The sequence below is a fragment of the Pseudomonas sp. S2_A02 genome, from assembly GCF_054668495.1.
Genome location: NZ_CP162776.1, coordinates 707,949 through 726,733 on the forward strand (window position 1 = coordinate 707,949; position 18,785 = coordinate 726,733).

Annotated in this window: 13 protein-coding genes; 7 read left to right on the forward strand and 6 right to left on the reverse strand. The window is 59.8% G+C overall.

Translation table 11 applies throughout. The annotated features are described in order from the left end of the window. The first annotated feature begins 50 nt into the window (after window positions 1-50). From AB4O41_RS02985 to AB4O41_RS02995, 3 genes are all read left to right on the forward strand, one after another. On the forward strand, window positions 51-809 hold the full coding sequence (locus AB4O41_RS02985) for a PIG-L deacetylase family protein (protein WP_460146126.1): 759 nt from the start codon (window positions 51-53) through the stop codon (window positions 807-809). Between the two features lie 126 nt (window positions 810-935). Continuing rightward, on the forward strand, window positions 936-1,736 hold the full coding sequence (locus AB4O41_RS02990) for an endonuclease/exonuclease/phosphatase family protein (RefSeq protein WP_367371694.1): 801 nt from the start codon (window positions 936-938) through the stop codon (window positions 1,734-1,736). A gap of 428 nt (window positions 1,737-2,164) precedes the next feature. After that, entirely contained in the window at window positions 2,165-3,232 is a 1,068-nt protein-coding gene (locus AB4O41_RS02995; RefSeq protein WP_460146127.1) for an autotransporter domain-containing protein, read from the forward strand. 72 nt (window positions 3,233-3,304) lie between these two features. Here the strand turns inward: AB4O41_RS02995 and glgB are convergent, their stop codons facing one another. From glgB to AB4O41_RS03010, 3 genes are all read right to left on the reverse strand, one after another. After that, a complete protein-coding gene (gene glgB, locus AB4O41_RS03000; RefSeq protein ID WP_460146128.1) occupies window positions 3,305-5,536 on the reverse strand; it encodes a 1,4-alpha-glucan branching protein GlgB in 2,232 nt (743 codons plus the stop codon). 2 nt (window positions 5,537-5,538) lie between these two features. After that, on the reverse strand, window positions 5,539-8,880 hold the full coding sequence (gene treS / locus AB4O41_RS03005; RefSeq protein ID WP_460146129.1) for a maltose alpha-D-glucosyltransferase: 3,342 nt from the start codon (window positions 8,878-8,880) through the stop codon (window positions 5,539-5,541). Between the two features lie 178 nt (window positions 8,881-9,058). Continuing rightward, on the reverse strand, window positions 9,059-11,056 hold the full coding sequence (locus AB4O41_RS03010) for an alpha-1,4-glucan--maltose-1-phosphate maltosyltransferase (protein WP_460146130.1): 1,998 nt from the start codon (window positions 11,054-11,056) through the stop codon (window positions 9,059-9,061). A 205-nt stretch (window positions 11,057-11,261) separates the two neighbouring features. Here AB4O41_RS03010 and AB4O41_RS03015 point away from each other — a divergent pair, with 205 nt between their 5' ends. Then, complete coding sequence (locus tag AB4O41_RS03015; protein ID WP_460146132.1) at window positions 11,262-11,447, forward strand: hypothetical protein; 186 nt, start codon at window positions 11,262-11,264, stop codon at window positions 11,445-11,447. A gap of 6 nt (window positions 11,448-11,453) precedes the next feature. Here the strand turns inward: AB4O41_RS03015 and AB4O41_RS03020 are convergent, their stop codons facing one another. Next, entirely contained in the window at window positions 11,454-11,951 is a 498-nt protein-coding gene (locus AB4O41_RS03020; RefSeq protein ID WP_460146134.1) for an MgtC/SapB family protein, read from the reverse strand. Window positions 11,952-12,076: 125 nt separating this feature from the next. Between AB4O41_RS03020 and AB4O41_RS03025 the strand changes: the two genes are divergently transcribed. The 3 genes from AB4O41_RS03025 (at window position 12,077) to mapR (ending at window position 15,515) form a co-directional block, all read left to right on the forward strand. Next, complete coding sequence (locus tag AB4O41_RS03025; protein ID WP_460146135.1) at window positions 12,077-12,310, forward strand: DUF3203 family protein; 234 nt, start codon at window positions 12,077-12,079, stop codon at window positions 12,308-12,310. Between the two features lie 195 nt (window positions 12,311-12,505). Continuing rightward, window positions 12,506-13,936, forward strand: coding sequence for a cytochrome c oxidase accessory protein CcoG (ccoG, locus tag AB4O41_RS03030; RefSeq protein WP_460146137.1), 1,431 nt, complete (start codon window positions 12,506-12,508; stop codon window positions 13,934-13,936). Window positions 13,937-14,105: 169 nt separating this feature from the next. Further along, window positions 14,106-15,515: a GntR family transcriptional regulator MpaR gene (mapR, locus tag AB4O41_RS03035; protein ID WP_460146138.1), complete on the forward strand. Its 1,410-nt coding sequence runs from the start codon at window positions 14,106-14,108 to the stop codon at window positions 15,513-15,515. A 142-nt stretch (window positions 15,516-15,657) separates the two neighbouring features. Here mapR and AB4O41_RS03040 read toward each other — a convergent pair whose 3' ends face one another. Further along, on the reverse strand, window positions 15,658-16,404 hold the full coding sequence (locus AB4O41_RS03040) for an SDR family oxidoreductase (protein WP_008069154.1): 747 nt from the start codon (window positions 16,402-16,404) through the stop codon (window positions 15,658-15,660). A gap of 160 nt (window positions 16,405-16,564) precedes the next feature. Beyond that, on the reverse strand, window positions 16,565-18,646 hold the full coding sequence (locus AB4O41_RS03045) for a putative bifunctional diguanylate cyclase/phosphodiesterase (protein WP_460146140.1): 2,082 nt from the start codon (window positions 18,644-18,646) through the stop codon (window positions 16,565-16,567). Window positions 18,647-18,785 lie beyond the last annotated feature (139 nt).

Sequence of the window (18,785 nt, forward strand, 5' to 3'; positions counted from 1 at the left end):
GCAAGTAATACGCATGACTGAGGGCACGACAGAACAAGGACGTAGCGCCTATGAAATCAGTTTCCATCAGCGAAAACAGCTCGCTTGCGCAGATCTGGAACAGCGCCCCGCAACTGGACAACATCCCTGTCATCAACACAGAAACACTGGTCCCGGCCGGCGCTCGCGCGGTAGTCATCGCGCCGCATCCCGGCGATGAAGTGGTGACCTGCGGTGGTCTGCTGCAGTTGTTGTGCTCCCTTGGTCATCCCCTGCAATTGATCTCGATCACCGACGGTAGCGCCAGCCATCCGGGATCGCGACAGTGGTCGGAAAAACGCCTGAGCGTGTTCCGGCCCCAGGAAAGCGTCGAAGCCTTGCGCCGACTCGGGTTGCCGATGCACAGCCTGAAGTGGATTCGCGGCGGCTTCACAGACAACGCTCTTGCAGAGCGGGAGTCCGAATTGACCCAATTCATCGCCCGTTACTTGCGCCCTGGCGATGTGGTGTTCAGCACGTGGTGCGAAGACGGTAATGTCGACCATGACGCCGTCGGCCGTGCCAGCGCCAGAGCCGCGGCCCTGGTCGGGGCAACGCTCAACGAAGTACCCGTCTGGGCCTGGCACTGGCCGACACGCGACCACGGGTTGATCCCCTGGCATCGCGCACGCAAGGTACGCCTTGACACCTGGACCGTCGCGCGCAAAAGCCACGCCACCTACGCCTACGCCAGCCAACTCGACGGCGAGCCGGCAATCGGCATCGCCCCAATGCTGCCCCCGGTGATACTGGAGCGCATGCGATTGCCATATGAAATTGTGTTTGTCTGATGCCCCGGTTCTCAATCAGACAACCATCCAGGCTCGCTCCCACATTGGATTGGCGTCGCTCAAACTGAACTGCTCGCCCTTGTATCAGTCGCATGGAAACAGCAGCCTTGATTCAGAGGAGTGAACGTGACCAGTGATGCCGAGCGACAGGCCGTCGAATCAATGCTATCGAACACCCCTGTGGCGATTCATCGTCTGAGAGTGCTGACGGTCAATACCCACAAAGGCTTCACCGCCCTCAACCGGCGTTTCATCCTCCCGGAACTGCGTGAAGCGGTACGTAGCACGTCGGCAGACTTGGTGTTTCTGCAGGAAGTGGTCGGTGAGCACGACCGGCATTCTTCACGTTACAACGACTGGCCACAGACCTCGCAATACGAGTTCCTGGCCGACAGCATGTGGAGCGATTTCGCTTACGGCCGTAACGCGGTCTATCCCGACGGCCATCACGGCAATGCCCTGCTGTCGAAATACCCGATCCGTGAATTTCGCAACCTCGACGTCTCGATCACCGGCCCCGAACGGCGCGGGTTGTTGCACTGTGTTCTGGATGTGCCGGGGCATGCCGAAGTGCATGCCATTTGCGTGCACCTGAGCCTGTTGGAAAGCCATCGACAACTCCAGCTGCAGTTGCTCTGCCTGTTGCTCGAATCGCTGCCCGATGACGCCCCGGTGATCATTGCCGGCGACTTTAACGACTGGCAGTTGCAAGGCAATGCCGCCCTCGCCCGGCGCGACTACCTGCATGAAGCCTTCGAGCGCCATCATGGTCGACCGGCGAAAACTTACCCGGCGCGTTTTCCCCTGCTGCGCCTGGACCGGATCTACCTGCGTAATGCCAGCAGCCATGAACCGCGAATACTCGGCCACAAACCCTGGACGCATCTGTCGGACCATTTACCACTGGCGGTGGAAGTGCGCCTGTAATACCGTCAAATGACAGTCGCCAAGTACTGCCAACTCTGACAGAAAAAATGACAGCAATGGCGTACCCACGCCATTTGATTATCCTCTGCTGGATCATCCTTCAAACAACCGAGAGCCCCCTACCCAACGCGTTTGGACCGCACCTTTTTGGATGATTTTTTGCATAAACAACAACTTATATACACGCCAAAAATCAGTCACTTACAAGGTCTAAAATAGCCATACCGCTTATCGGCCACTTTCTTGACGCAGGGTCGGCAGTCTTCTTAGCTAGTGCTTACTACCCCCGGAAATCCATCAGGGGCAAGCCTCCAGACTCCTGTAAAAACGGGCGGATCTGACCTTGCCTCAATCCATTCGGTCGCCCCTCATTCGGGGTAGGAGAGACGCCAAAGCGAGATACGCATGCGATTGCAAGGTAGACCCCCATGAAAACTTCGCTCACCCCACAAGAGATCAAAATCACTTTTTGCACTGTCACCAGTTCACTCCTGCTGTGCTCATCCATGGAAGTGAAGGCCTCGCCTGCCGAGGACGAACCAACTCCCTGGTACAACCAGGCACTGCCGACCCTCACCTTGCCCACCGCCTCCGCCACGTATCCCAGCCGCTTACGCATCAATCCAGACTTACAAAGCTCACGCCTGACGGTTGAAGATGCCTCGCCTTCAGCCTGGGACCACGTCTACGGGAAGACCTCTCGGCAGGCCCAAACCGACTCTCTGGCCCAGGGGTCTTCTATCCCCGGCTCCAGTGAATTCAGAGGCCCGGCACTGCTGACCGTACAAAGCAACAGCGGCCATACACAACGGGTCGGACTGATCGGCGGCACCACCCAATTCCAGGGCAATGACAACGGCCTGCTGACCAGTCGCGCCCTTGCCGATCCCGGCCATGACACGCTCAGCCTTCAAGGCCAGAGTCTCGGCGCCTACTGGAGCCTGACCGGTCCGCAAGGCTGGCACGTAGACTTGACGGCCAGCGGTGGCCGGGTCAACGGCTACAGTCGCAATGACCAGGGCGCGCGACAAGCCACCGAAGGCAGCGCAGTGACGCTCTCGGTAGAAGGTGGTTTCCCGATTGGTCTGGGTAATAACTGGGTGGTCGAGCCCCAGGCGCAGTTGATCAATCAACGCATTACGCTGGATATGCCGTATGCCGGTTCTGGTAGTGCGTCATCCAGCGACTTGACGTCCTGGAGCGGTCGGGTCGGTGCACGCTTGAAAGGCAGTTACGATATTAACGGCCTGCCGGTCGAACCTTATGTGCGCACCAACGTGTGGCATACGGTGTACACCGGCAATACCGTGAGCCTGGATCAGGTCGACAAAATCAGCAGCAGCCGGAATTCATCGACGGTGGATGTGGGTCTGGGGCTGGTGGCCAGAGTGACACCTTTGGTCAGCCTGTATGTCAGCGCTGATTACAGCAGCGATGTGGATGACAATGATCTGAACGGGTTGATTGGCAGCCTTGGGGTGCGGATGCGGTGGTAAAGCCTGGCCGATGATCGTTCTCACACAGAGCTTTGATCGTTCCCACGCTCCGCGTGGGAACGATCAGGATTCCTAACCCTCCGGACGCAAAATCAACACCCCCAACGGCGGCAGGTTCAACTCCAGTGAGAGGGCCTGGCCATGGCTCGGTTCTTCGTCGGTGAACACTCCGCCGCCGTTGCCGTAATTGGACCCGGCATAAGTGTCGGCATCGCTATTGATCAACTCGACCCAACGCCCGGCAAACGGTACACCGACGCGGTAGGCCTGTCGCGGCACCGGGGTGAAGTTGGCCACCACCAACACCGGCCGCCCATCCTTGCTCCAGCGCAGCCAGGCGTAAACGCTGTTGAGCGCATCGTCGCCAATCAACCACTGAAAGCCCTGCGGGGCATCATCCTGATCGTGCAGCGCCGGTTCTTCGCGATACAACCGATTCAGGTCACCGACCAGTTTGCGCACACCTTGGTGTTCCGGGTATTGCAGCAAATACCAGTCCAGTTGCTGATCGTGATTCCACTCGCGCCACTGGCCGAACTCGCAGCCCATGAACAGCAGTTTCTTGCCGGGATGTGTCCACATGAAACTCAGATAAGCCCGCAGGTTGGCAAACTTCTGCCAGCGGTCCCCGGGCATCTTGTCGATCAGCGAATGCTTGCCATGCACCACTTCATCGTGGGAAATCGGCAGGATGAAGCGCTCGGACCACGCATACACCAGGCCGAAACTCAGCTCGTTGTGATGATGGGCGCGGTACACCGGATCTTGCTGAATGTAATGCAGCGAGTCATGCATCCAGCCCATGTTCCACTTATAGGCAAAACCCAGCCCACCCTGTTGCGTGCTCTGGCTGACACCCGGCCACGCCGTGGATTCTTCGGCAATCACCAACGCGCCCGGCGTTTCCAGGGCCACCACATCGTTGAGATGGCGGACGAAATCAATGGCCTCCAGGTTCTCCCGACCGCCGTGACGGTTGGGCACCCATTCGCCGGCCTTGCGCGAGTAATCGCGATACAGCATCGACGCCACTGCATCCACGCGCAGGCCATCGACGTGGAAATGCCTGAGCCAATGCAGCGCCGATGCCAGCATGTAGCCGTGCACCTCGGTGCGGCCGAGGTTGTAGATCAGCGTGTCCCAGTCCTGGTGAAAACCTTCCTGCGGGTTGCCGTATTCATACAACGCGGTGCCGTCGAATTGCGCCAGGCCATGGGTATCGGTGGGGAAATGCGCCGGCACCCAATCGAGGATCACGCCAATCTCGGCCTGGTGACAGGCATTGACGAACGCGGCGAAGTCATCCGGCGTGCCGTAACGGGCGCTCGGGGCGAATTGCGACAGCAATTGATAACCCCAGGAGCCACCGAACGGATGCTCCATGATCGGCATCAGTTCGATGTGGGTGAAACCCAGCTCCTTCACGTAAGGAATCAGCCGCTCGGCCAACTCGGGCCAAGTGTACTGACGGGCGACCTCGCCCAGGTCATCCAGCTCGCATTGCCAGGAACCGGCATGCAACTCGTAAATCGACAGCGGTGCACTGGTTCGCTGACGCTCGCCCCGCGACTGCATCCAGGCGTCGTCGTGCCAGTCGATTTTCAGCGGCGAGGCGACTTTTGAGGCGGTGTCCGGCGGCAGTGCGGTGGCGAGGGCCATCGGGTCGGCCTTGAGCGGCAAAATACCGTGGGCGCCAAGGATTTCGTATTTGTAGAGCTCCCCCGCTTGCAGGCGCGGAATGAACAACTCCCAGACCCCGGTAGGATGGCGTAGGCGCATCGGATGCCGGCGACCGTCCCAGACGTTGAAATCGCCGACCACCGAGACCCTTCTGGCATTCGGTGCCCATACGGCGAAGCGTACGCCGTCGACGCCATCGACCGTCTTCAGTTGCGCACCGAGGCAACTGCTCAAGTCCCGGTGATTGCCCTCGGCGAACAGATACAAATCCATCTCGCCGAGCAATGGGCCAAAGCTGTAAGGGTCCTCGGCGAGTTGCTCGCCACCGGCCCAACGGGTTCGCAACAGATAGGGTCGGGCCCGCTCGAAGTGCCCGACGAACAGCCCCGGGGTTTGCGTGGTCTCAAGGCTGCCGAGCTCTTCCCCGGATTCCTTGTCCACCACCTGCACGCTCAAGGCGTCCGGTAGATAGGCTCGAATGAATTGCCCGCCAGCGCCATCGCCGTGCGGGCCGAGAATCGCAAAGGGATCCTGATGCTCGGCGCGTACCAATGCGTCGATATCCCGCGCCTTGGGTAGCAGCGCCTGTGTAACGTGCCCCTGTTCCTTGTTCGAGAAACTCATGACTACTCTCCACCAAGATCGGAAAAGGGTTTAAGCCCACTCAATAGTCCATATAACCCGTGCAACGGCACAGGCAGCCAGGTGGGGCGATTTTCAGCCTCATAGGCCACTTCATAAGCCGCCTTCTCCAGACCGAACAACGCCAGCGCGGCGTCTTCGCCTTCAGGATCTTGCCATGCATGAGCAAGACTAGCTGCCGCCAGCCGATAAGCGTCGACAAATGCTTGCCGCGCTTCCCTCAGATAACGATCGGCGACCCGTTGACGCGCCGCCCGGGCGTCAGCGGTGTTGTCGACGTTGTGCACATTGATTGCCATCGCCGCGGCGTAATCGAAGGAGCGCAACACGCCGCTGACATCTTTATAAGGGCTGTGCTTGCCTCGGCGCTCATGCAACGGCCGCGCCGGCTCGCCCTCGAAATCGATCAGGTAGGCATCGCCCTTGATCACCAGCACCTGCCCCAGGTGCAAGTCACCATGGACGCGGATACGCAAACCGCCAGCAGACTTTTTACCCAGTTCCTGGACATGACTGAGGATGGCTTTTTTGTTGTCCAGCAAGCGACTGACCAATGCCTGATCAGCGGCGTTCAGTTCAGTTTGATGCTGCTTGAGTAACTTCAGGGCATGTTCCAGCTGCGCCGCCACATCCTTGGCCGAGGCCAGGGCATCTTTCTGGGTGGTGACCTGTGGAGCGAAGTCCGGGTTGGCGCTCGGGGCCGCCAACACCTGATGCATTTCCCCCAGGCGCTGGCCAAGCATGCCGGCAAAATCCTTCAGCTCGCCGAGGGCGTTGTAGTGCTGCTCCTGCTCCGACACAGCATCGGCGAGTTCGTCGCGAAGTGCCCGTTCGAGGTTGTTCTGGGTCCACTCCCACGCGTCGCCCTGATTGCTCAAGTAGCCTTGGGCGATCATCAACAGCGTGTCCTCGCCCGCCGCATCGCGACGAATCACCGACCCTAGCAGTGGCGAAATATTGCTGAAACCGGCATGGGTCAGGTACGCACTCATTTCCAGTTCCGGGTGCACGCCTGATGCGACCTTGCGGATCAGTTTCAGCACCAGGCTGCTGCCGATCACCACCGAACTGTTAGATTGCTCGGCGGACAGGTACCGCACCTCCGACTCGGCCGTCAGGCCAAGTCTGGCCAGTTCGTCGGTAGGCTCGAAGCGGATCTCGCCGCCGTCCGACGGCAACACCATGCCGGCCTGCATACTCTGCAACACCGCATGAACAAAGCTGTCGAGACTGAAGGCGTCGGTGATCAAACCGACCTGACGGCCGCGCCGGACCCTGGCCAGCGCCAATTGCTGCGGCAACGCCGCGCCGACCTGCTCCTCGGAGATAAAACCGAATGGCAACTGATAGCGGCTGGTCTGACCGCCGCTGGTGACGTCGATTTCACCCAACAGCACTGGATGCTGCGGGTCGCCAAAACGCACGCCGTAAGCGAGGTTGACGTTGTCGATGATACCGTCCTTGCCGGCGTACCAGCGGCGGTTCTGCAACCAGCTCGGCAGGATGCCCTGCTCCAGGGTGTGGCGGGACGGTGCATCGAGCAGCTCTTCCATGCGTTTCTTCAGCACCAGGGTGGTGAAGTCCGGCAGGCTTTGCGCCGGTTCCACGTGCCAACTCGGCATTTGGTTTTCCGCCGCCAGCCCGAACCAATAGAAGCCATAAGGCGCCAGCGTCAGCAGGAAATTCAACTGGCCGATGGGCGGGAAAGCATTACCGCCAAGCATCTCCACCGGAACCATGCCGACGTAAGCCGACAGATCCAGTTCCGCCGCTTGCGCGCTGCGGGACACGTTGGCCACGCACAAAATAATCTCGTGCTTGCCGTCCGGGCCGGTGAATTCGCGGGTATACGCCAGAATCCGTCGATTGCTCGGCGAGAGCATCTTCAACGTCCCACGACCGAAGGCCTTGGACTGCTTGCGCACCGCGAGCAGGCGCCGGTTCCAGTTCAACAACGAATGAGGGTCACCGGCCTGGGTTTCGACATTGACCGACAGATAACCATAGAGCGGGTCCATGATCGGCGGCAACACCAGGCTGGCCGGGTCTGCGCGGGAGAATCCGCCGTTGCGGTCGATCGACCACTGCATCGGCGTGCGCACACCGTCGCGGTCGCCGAGGTAGATGTTGTCGCCCATGCCAATTTCATCGCCGTAATACAGGGTCGGCGTGCCGGGCATCGACAGCAGCAGACTGTTAAGCAACTCCACGCGGCGGCGATCACGTTCCATCAACGGAGCCAGACGCCGGCGAATCCCTAGATTGATCCGCGCCCGACGGTCGGCGGCGTAGTAATTCCACAGGTAATCGCGCTCCCGGTCGGTGACCATTTCCAGGGTCAGCTCATCGTGGTTGCGCAGGAAAATCGCCCACTGGCAGTTGGCCGGAATTTCCGGGGTCTGCCGCAGAATGTCGGTAATCGGGAAACGGTCCTCCTGGGCCAGCGCCATGTACATGCGCGGCATCAACGGGAAGTGGAACGCCATGTGGCATTCGTCACCGTTCAGGCCCTTTTTGTCGGTGTCACCGAAGTACAGCTGCGTGTCTTCCGGCCACTGATTGGCCTCGGCCAGCAGCATGCGGTCGGGGTAATTGGCGTCGATCTCGGCACGGATCTGCTTGAGGACGTCGTGGGTCTCGGGCAGGTTTTCGTTGTTGGTGCCGTCGCGCTCGATCAGGTACGGGATTGCGTCCAGCCGCAGTCCGTCGATACCCATGTCGAGCCAGTAACGCATCACCGACAACACTGCTTTCATTACCTGCGGGTTGTCGAAGTTAAGGTCCGGTTGGTGCGAATAGAAACGGTGCCAGAAGTACTGACCGGCCACCGGGTCCCAGGTCCAGTTGGACTTTTCGGTGTCGAGAAAGATGATGCGAGTGCCATCGTATTTCTGGTCGTTATCGGACCACACGTAGAAGTCGCGGGCCGCCGAACCAGGCTTGGCCTTGCGCGCGCGCTGGAACCACGCGTGCTGGTCCGAGGTGTGATTGATGACCAGTTCGGTAATCACCCGCAGGCCGCGTTTATGGGCCTCGGCAATGAAGCGCTTGGCATCGGCCATGGTGCCGTAGTCAGGGTGCACGCCACGGTATTCGGCGATATCATAGCCATCGTCACGTCGTGGCGAGGGGTAGAACGGCAACAGCCAGATGGTGTTGACGCCCAGATCGGCAATGTAATCGAGCTTGGCGATAAGGCCGGGAAAGTCGCCGATCCCGTCATTGTTGGAGTCGAAAAAAGACTTAACGTGAACCTGATAGATCACCGCATCCTTATACCAGAGCGGGTCTTTGATAAAGGTGGCTGACCTGGGTTTCTTCGCCATTTGTAACTCCTGAAAAATTCTGGGAAAACATCAACTGCCTGAAGAAATGCGGTCAGTGTGGGAGCGGGCTTGCTCGCGAAAGCGGTGTGTCAGGCGACATCAATGCTGACTGTTATGGCCCCTTCGCGAGCAAGTCGAATCGTCGCACCGCCGCTCCCACATTTGATCTTCGCCAGGCTCAGGAACTGGTAATCCGCCAAATCCCGAACGGTTGATGCCACGGTTCGATCCGCATGAACTGGTACTTACCGTGCCAGGTCCAGCGGTGACCATTCATCAAGTCTTCGCCGTGGGTGCTGGCATCGTCGGGCAGGCCCATTTCCCACAGCGGCAATTCAAAGTTCGCCTCCTGGGCGTGATGCGGATCGAGGCTGACCGCCACCAGAATGAAATTGCTGCCGTCGACGCTGCGTTTGCCGAAGTACAGGATGTTGTCGTTCCAGGCGTTGTAGACCTTCAGGCCCAGGTGGGTGTGCAACGCCGGGTTCTGGCGGCGGATGCGGTTGAGCTGGGCGATTTCGGCAATGATGTTGCCCGGCGCATTGAAGTCCCGTGGGCGGATCTCGTACTTCTCGGAATTGAGGTATTCCTCCCGGCCCGGCACCGGTGCCGCTTCACACAGTTCAAAACCCGAATACATGCCCCACAGCCCGGAGCCCATGGTCGCCAGCGCGGCGCGAATCAGAAAACCCGCGCGCCCGGATTCATGCAGGAACGCCGGGTTGATGTCCGGCGTGTTGACGAAAAAATTCGGCCGGTAGCATTCACGCCACGGCGACTCATTGAGTTCGGTGAAATAGGTCGCCAGCTCGGTCTTGGTGTTGCGCCAGGTGAAATAGGTGTAGCTCTGGGAATAACCGACCTTGCCCAGGCGCGCCATCATCGCCGGCGTGGTAAAGGCCTCAGCCAGGAAGATCACCTCGGGGTACAGCGCCCGCACATCGGCGATCATCCACTGCCAGAACGGCAACGGTTTGGTATGAGGATTGTCGACGCGAAACAGCTTCACGCCTTCCTTGACCCAGCCCACGACGATGTCGCGCAGCTCAATCCACAGGCTGGGAATCGCGTCCACGGCATAGAAATCGACGTTGACGATGTCCTGGTATTTCTTCGGCGGGTTCTCGGCGTATTTGATCGTGCCGTCCGGCCGCCAATTGAACCAGCCCGGATGCTGTTTGAGCCACGGGTGATCCTGGGAACACTGAATCGCAAAGTCGAGGGCGACTTCCAGCCCATGCTCGGCGGCGGCCGCGACGAGCCGGCGAAAATCTTCGCGAGTGCCCAGTTCCGAGTGAATCGCCTCATGCCCGCCCTCTTCGCTACCGATGGCGTAAGGGCTGCCCGGATCTTCGGGGCCGGCGATCAACGAGTTGTTCGGGCCTTTGCGGTAGCTGCGGCCGATCGGGTGGATCGGCGTGAAATACAGCACGTCGAAGCCCATGTCCTGGATCATCGGCAGCCGCGAATGCACATCGTTGAAAGTGCCGTGGCGGGCCGGATCATCAGTGATCGAGCGCGGAAACAGTTCATACCAACTGGCGAACTGCGCCAACGCTCGTTCTACGTCCACCGGGTATTCAGGGCTCAGGCTCAGGAAGGGGCGATGGTCGGCCTGGGCCATCAAGTCCGCGCTACGCTGGTGCAGAAACAAAGCGACCTGCTCGGTTTCGAGCAGACCGGACAATTCATGGTGCAACGCCGCCAGTTGTTCACTGAGCTGGCCTTCGGAACGTTCGGCGGCCTGCTGAACGTGAGTGCGCCCTTCCTGCAGCTCCAGGCTGACCGAGACGCCAGCGACGTGCTTTTTCTCCAGTTCATAACAAAAGCTGGCGAACTGATCGATCCAGGCTTCGAGGCAGAACACATAGCGGCCCTGCTTCTTGACACGAAACTGGCCCTGCCAGCCGTTATTGCCCAGCTCGGCCATCACCTCGCTCTGCCAGGTTTCGTCGCCGTCGGCACGCCAGCGGATGCGCACGGCCAGTTTGTCATGACCGTCGGCAAACACCTTGCTGGTCACCACCACGTCCTGATCGATCACGGCTTTAACGGCGAATTGCCCGCCATCGAGGGTCGGCATGGTGTTTTCAATCACGATTCGCGGTAGCAGTAATGCCTGAGACAGCGGGATATGCGGGTTGTAGCTTAACTCCGTGGGTTTTTCAGCGGTCATCGAGCATCTCTCCTTAACGCCCCAAGGACGCTCTTGTGCCTGGTCGTCGTTCACCCGAAGCGGTCTGCCCCGACATGAACTCACTTAAGTTCCGAACAGCAGGCGCCGGTAAAAGTTCAGAGGAATTTGCCGGAATCAAATCCTTTGCGCAGTGGTCAACCAACTTAAGCACGACTCACGCCATGCGCCACTGGAGACTGTTTCGATGAACATTCCAATCCCGGCCGAGACACCCGATCCGAACATCGATGAGCCGACGATTCCGCCCCCCCCCCCAACCCCGCCGACCGAACCCGGCCCGATCCCGGAGCAGGACCCACCCGGCACCAGCCCGCCACCCCGGGAAGAACCGCCAACCATCCAGCCCCCAGAGATTGTCACCCCGGAGTGATCAGGCCTACGGGGTGTGATCCTTATCCAGCGAACGCACGATACCCGGCATCACACTGAAAATCGTCAACGCCAGCAATGTACTGAACACCGCCGTCGCCTCGCGGCCGATCCCGGCCGACACACCAATGGCCGCCGTCATCCACAACCCGGCGGCGGTGGTCAGGCCTTTGACATGGGCCTCGTCATCGGTGTTTTTCAGGATTGTCCCGGCACCGAGAAAGCCGATACCGGCGATCACGCCTTGCACCACGCGGCTCATGGCATCGGCCTGGGAACCGGACATTTGCGGCACCAGCACGAACAGCGCCGCACCCAGCGCCACAAGCATATGGGTGCGTACCCCGGCGGCCTTGCCCTTGTGTTCACGCTCAAACCCCAGAATGCCGCCCAACAGAGCTGCAATCAGCAAACGGACGATAATCTGGGTAAATTGTTTCGCATCGCCAATGTCGGCGAACTCCCCTTGCAGCGTTACCCAAACCTCGTGCCACCAGGCGTCCATGGCGCAATCCTTGTTGTAATGACTCGATAGAAGATGGACCGCCCCCACCATTAATCGGTTGCACAGAACGATGACCGGCGGATGCGTCCTAACACTTCAGAATCCGCCGAAAAAAGGACGCCTCCATGACCGTGCGCATCGAAAACCAGACTTGCTTCTTCATCACCCAAAGCGGCGAAGAAATTCGTATTTGTTCCGACGTCACCATCATCACCGACCCGGAAAAATCCATGTCGATGGTCGACCTCGACGGCCAGCGCATCTACATCACCGAAGCAGAAGCCGATGCATTGACCGTAGCAGGTGCCGTGGACGGTCGCCGGCATTTGAAGGCCACGAACAGTGATTCGGTGATTTGACTGACCCGCATCAACACACGCCGCAAACACCTGGCATAGGCGTTTGCGGCCAGCCGTTGCGGGTGCATCAAGTTGTCGCAGGCAGGCGCCAGAAACTCATCTGACCTGCTTTTTATTGATTTAGCTGAGCCTGTTATGCAAACAGATCGCTGGTCATAGTGCTCAGGCCTGATGGAGGCTGATGAGCGAAAGACCATGAGCGATAGAATCCCCGTCCGAACCGTTGAACCTGCCTCATTTATAAAAAGCAATGAGCCTTTTCGTCCAAAGATAAAGGCCAAATCCAGTGACAACCTGATCCACACCCGCAGTTTCACGGGTGTGTTCCGCACCCTGCGCATGAGTGGCGCGGGGGTTCTGTTTCTGCTGTTCTTCGGTACGGTGTGGCTGAACTGGGGTGGCCGCCAGGCGGTGCTCTGGGACCTTTCCGAAAGCAAGTTCCACATCTTCGGCGCGACCTTCTGGCCACAGGATTTCATTCTGCTTTCGGCGCTGCTGATCATCGCCGCGTTCGGCCTGTTTGCGATCACCGTGTTCGCAGGCCGTGTCTGGTGCGGTTACACCTGCCCGCAGAGTTCCTGGACATGGATCTTCATGTGGTGCGAGAAGCTCACCGAAGGCGAACGCAACCAGCGGATCAAGCTGCAAGCCGCGCCCTGGGGCCTGAACAAACTGATCCGCCGCGCGGCCAAACACACGCTCTGGCTGGCGATCAGCCTGCTCACTGGCCTGACCTTTGTCGGCTACTTCACCCCGATCCGGCCACTGGCCGAAGAGCTGCTGACCTTGCAAATCGGCGGTGTCAGCCTGTTCTGGGTGCTTTTCTTCACCGGAGCCACTTACATCAATGCCGGTTGGCTGCGCGAAGCGGTGTGCATGCACATGTGCCCGTATGCGCGATTCCAGAGCGTGATGTTCGACAAGGACACCCTGACCATTTCCTATGACGTCGCCCGCGGCGAGAATCGTGGCCCGCGCAAACGTGAGGTCAAACCCAGCGAGGTCGGACTGGGTGATTGCATCGATTGCCAATTGTGCGTGCAGGTCTGCCCGACCGGCATCGACATTCGCGACGGCTTGCAGATGGAATGCATCGGTTGCGCAGCGTGCATCGACGCCTGTGATTCGATCATGGGCAAAATGGGCTACGCCCGTGGGCTGATCAGCTACACCTCGGAGCATGAGTTGCAGGGTGGCAAGACCCACCTGCTGCGCCCTCGCTTGATCGGCTACAGCGCGGTGCTGCTGTTGATGATCGGCGCCTTCGTCCTGGCACTGATGGAGCGGCCGATGGTGTCGCTGGACGTGAGCAAGGACCGTGGCCTGTTCCGCGAGAACAGTGCAGGCCAGATCGAAAACATCTACAGCCTGAAGGTCATCAACAAGACCCAGCAACGTCAGGATTATCAATTGACGCTGGTCGACGGCGAAGGCTTCCAGCTGCAAGGCAAGAGCGAACTGAGCCTGGCCCCCGGTGAGATCGTCGACGTGCCGGTGTCGGTAGCCATGACCACGGATCGCCCGAGCAGCAGTTCGCAGACCATCAGTTTCAAGGTTGTCGACAATGATGAACCGGACATCTACAGCGTGGCCAAGAGCCGGTTTGTTGCACCGATGAACCGTTGAACCTTTAAGATGCAGTCCTTTGTCAGATGCGGTCCTCTGTGGCGAGGGGAGCTTGCTCCCGCTCGGCTGCGTAGCAGTCGTAAATTTTTTGGGGCGCTTCGCACTCAGCGCAAGCAAGCTCTCTCGCCACAACAGCGCACCCACTGAATTACTTCAAACCGGGACTTGAATGAAACGCTACGAAAAATTCGCCGACGACATCGCTGAACTGATCCGCTCCGGTGTCCTCGGTCCCGGCCAGCGGGTGCCATCGGTGCGCTACGCCAGCCAGACCTACGGCGTCAGCCCGTCCACGGTGTTCCAGGCCTATTACCTGCTCGAACGCCGCGGCCTGATCCGCGCCCGGCCGCGTTCCGGTTACTTCGTCAATGCGCATGCACCGAGTCCGTTCTCGGAGCCGGTGATCAGCAGCCAAGTCAACGAGTCCACCAAAGTCGACGTCAGTGAACTGGTGTTCTCAGTGCTGGACTCGATCAAGGATCCGAACACCGTGCCCTTCGGCTCGGCTTTCCCCAGCCCCACGCTGTTCCCGCTGCAACGGTTGTCCCGCTCGCTGATCAGTGCCGCCCGGAAAATGGACCCACGCATGGTCGTCACCGACATGTCGCCGGGTAACCCGCAGCTGCGTCGCCAAATCGCCCTGCGCTACATGGTCGGCGGGCTGATGTTGCCCATGGAAGAGCTGCTGATCACCAGCGGCGCCCTCGAAGCCCTGAATCTGTGCCTGCAAGCGGTCACCGAACCCGGTGATCTGGTGGCCATCGAAGCCCCGGCGTTCTACGCCAGCCTGCAAGTGCTGGAACGGCTGAAGCTCAAAGCGGTGGAAATTCCCGTCCACCCGCGAGACGGCATCGACCTCGGCGTGCTGGCCCAGACCCTGGAACGGCATCCGATCAAAGCCTGTTGGTGCATGACCAGTTTCCAGAACCCCATGGGCGCGACCATGCCCGAAGCGAAGAAGCAGGAACTGGTGGAGCTGTTGCGCAGCCATCAGGTGCCGCTGATCGAAGACGACGTTTACGCCGAGCTTTATTACGGGCAACAGGCGCCCAAACCGGCCAAGGCTTTCGACACCGAGGGGCTGGTGATGCATTGCGGATCGTTCGCCAAGAGCCTGGCCCCCGGTTACCGCATCGGCTGGGTCGCTGCTGGGCGTTACGCGCAAAAAGTCGAACGCCTGAAGCTCATGACCTCACTCTGCGCCTCAATGCCTGCCCAAGCCGCCATCGCCGATTACCTGCAACACGGCGGCTACGACCGGCACCTGCGCAAACTGCGTTACGCCCTGGAAGAACAGCAAAGCGCGATGCTCGCCGCCATCGCCCGCTACTTCCCGGCCGAGACTCGCGTCAGCCAACCAGCCGGCGGCTATTTCCTGTGGCTGGAATTGCCGCCGCAGATGGATTCGTTGAAGTTGTTTCAGATGGCATTGGCGCAAGGGATCAGCATTGCACCGGGACCGATCTTTTCACCGACCCAGCGGTTCAGGAATTGTATTCGACTGAATTATGGCAGCCCTTGGACCGAGGATTCGGAGAAGGCGATGGAAACGTTGGGGCGGATTGTGCGGTCGTTCTGAAGGTTTGATGTTGTCTGGGCTATCGCCTTCGCGGGCAAGCCTCGCTCCTACGGGTCCAATTTGTTCTCACGACTTATGCAAAACCCGTAGGAGCGAGGCTTGCCCGCGAAGAGGCCGGTACAGACACCGCAAGTTTTGAGGATTAGCGCCCACCACCAAGATCAACAAACGTCCCGGTCGCATACGAAGCCTTATCCGACAACAACCAGACAATTGCCTCCGCCACTTCATCCGGCCGGCCCCCCCGGGCCATGGGGATCGCCGATTCCAGCTTGCTGACCCGATCCGGATCGCCGCTCAACGCATGGAAATCGGTGTAGATATAACCCGGACGCACGGCGTTGACGCGAATTCCCTCACCCGCCACTTCCTTGGACAGACCGATGGTGAAGGTGTCCAGCGCGCCTTTGGACGCAGCGTAGTCAACATATTCGCTGGGGGCGCCCAAGCGGGCAGCGACCGACGACACATTGACGATGCTGCCGCCCTGCCCGCCATGCTTGGGCGACATGCGCAGGATCGCGTGCTTGGCGCAGAGGATCGGCGCCAGTACGTTGGTCTTGAGGATTTTCAGAATACGGAATTCGGACATTTCGTCGATCCGCGACTTTTGCCCGACAGTCCCGGCGTTATTCACCAGCGCCGTGACCCGACCAAGTTCGGTGTCTACGCGGTGGAACAGGCCAATCACTTCGTCTTCGATGCTGACATCGGCGCGCACGGCAATGGCCTGGGCGCCGAGTGCGCGAACTTGTTCCAGCACACTGTGCGCCGCCTGTTCGTCGGACTGATAGTTGATACAGATCCGATAGCCTTGTTCTGCGGCCAACAGGGCCGTGGCGGCGCCGATTCCGCGGCTGCCGCCGGTGATGACGATGACTTTGTCCATGCTGGCATTTCCCCCGTTTCAAGCGTAAGCAGTCGGGGCCAAGAATAACCGCCATCGGCGGATTTTGCATGAACCTGCGTCAATTCCAATGACACAAACCCGTGGCGAGGGGGCTTGCCCCCTCGCCACGGTTCTCTATAAATCTTGACTGGCAGTCATTTCAGTCAGTAGCCAATTGCTCCCCACGATGAATATCAGCCATGAAACGATCGGCAGGCAGCGGGTGCCCCAGCAGGTAACCCTGCAACGAGTCGCAACCGAGTTGGGTCAGGAAGTCTTGCTGGACACCGGTTTCCACCCCTTCGGCCACAATCCGCAAGCCCAGCGCCTGGCCAAGGGCAACGATGGCCGAGACGATGGCTGCGTCATCGCTGTCGTGCTCCAGATCGCGGACGAAACCCCGATCAATCTTCAGTTCATTGGCCGGCAGGCGCTTGAGGTACATCAAGCTCGAATAGCCGGTACCAAAGTCGTCGATGGACAGGTCAACGCCCATTTCCGAGAGTTCCTGCAACACCGTCATGCTCGCGTCGGCGTCGCTCATGGCGGTGGTTTCGGTGATTTCCAGGGTCAGGCTGTTGGCCGGCAAATGGTGAGTGGCCAAGGCCTTGGCGACGCTCTGGACCAACCCGGCGTGGCAGAACTGCAAGGCCGAGAGGTTCACCGCGATGCGCCAGTCGGTGTAACCGAGCACGTACCACTCGCGCATCTGACGGCAAGCTTCGTTGAGCACCCACTCGCCGATCGGGATGATCAGCCCGGTCTTCTCCGCGAGGTCGATGAAACTGTCCGGCAACAGCATGCCCAGGGTCGGGTGTTCCCAGCGCAGCAGCGCCTCGGCACCTAGCGGTCGGCCATTGCCAGCGTCGAACTTGGGTTGGTAATAGAGACTGAACTGCTGCTGATCGACGGCATTGCGCAGGTCTTGCAGCAATTGCAGCTGTTTGCGCGCGTTGCTGTTCATCGAGGCATCGAAGAAGCGGTGGCCGTTTTTCCCGGCGCCCTTGGCGTGGTACATCGCGGCGTCGGCGTTCATCAGCAATTCCTCGGCGGTGTGACCATTGCCCGGATAGAGCGCGATGCCGACGCTGGCGGAAATCTGCAAGTCATGTTCCGCGACCCGGAACGAGCGTCCGATCAGCCCCACCTGCCGCGCCGCCAGGTTCAGCGCGTCATTCGGCTCGGTGAGTTGCACCAGCAGCACAAACTCATCGCCGCCGATCCGCGCCAGGGTGTCCTGGCTGCGCAAATCCTCGCGCAGGCGCAGGCCGACTTCACGCAGCAACTGGTCGCCCATGTGGTGTCCGAATGCATCGTTGACCGGTTTGAAGCCGTCCAGATCAATGAACATCAACGCAAAACAACTGCCCTGCTCCTGCACCCTCGACATCGCCTGATCGATACGGTCGGCCAACAGCACTCGGTTCGGCAGCCCGGTCAACGTGTCGTGCAGCGCCAGTTGGGTGAGTTCGCGGTTGGCCTCGGTCAGTGATTGGGCGAGCTCAGCGGTACGGGCCTCCAGACGGGCATCGAGGATCGAGGTCAGCAAGGCAATGCTCAACACCGCCAGGGTGGTGATCAGAACAAGATTGTCCAGGCCCTTGCCGTTCAGGCCATCGACCGCCGCACCACAGAAACTGCCGTCGGCAAAGCGCGCCGCAGCCATGCCCGTGTAGTGCATGCCGACGATGGCGATGCCCATGATCACCGCTGCACCGCCGCGAATCAGACGAACATACGGCGCGTGCTGGCGCAGGCGGAACGCGATCCATAACGCCGCTCCCGATGCACCGACGGCGATCAGCAGCGATGCGCTAAACAGTGCAGGATCGTAATCAATGCCCGGCTGCATGCGCATGGCGGCCATGCCGGTGTAATGCATCGCACTGATGCCAGCGCCCATGACCAAGGCGCCGAACGCCAGTTGCCAGGCCGGCAGTTGTGACTGGCTGACCAGCCACAGGGCAAAGCCGCAGGACAGGACTGCAATCAATAGGGACAGCGCCGTAAGGGTAATGTCGTAGCCCAGATCGATCGGCAATGTGAACGCGAGCATGCCGATGAAATGCATCGACCACACGCCGATCCCCATAGCAAAAGCGCCACCTGCCGTCCACAGATGCACCGCCCGGCCCTTGGCCGTGGTGATGCGACCGGTGAGGTCGAGTGCAGTATAAGAGGCAAGTATCGCCACACAGAGCGATATGAAAACCAGGGTAAGGGAATAACTACCGATGAGCATGGGACTTCTCGCGAACGCCCCCGCTGTGCTGTGTTAGTTCTCGGGGAGCAAAGCCGGCGATTGTACTGATTCCGCGGACGAACGCACTCACAAAGTAATCAAAAGGCCATCAAGATGATGAAACGTTTGTGCGGTCATT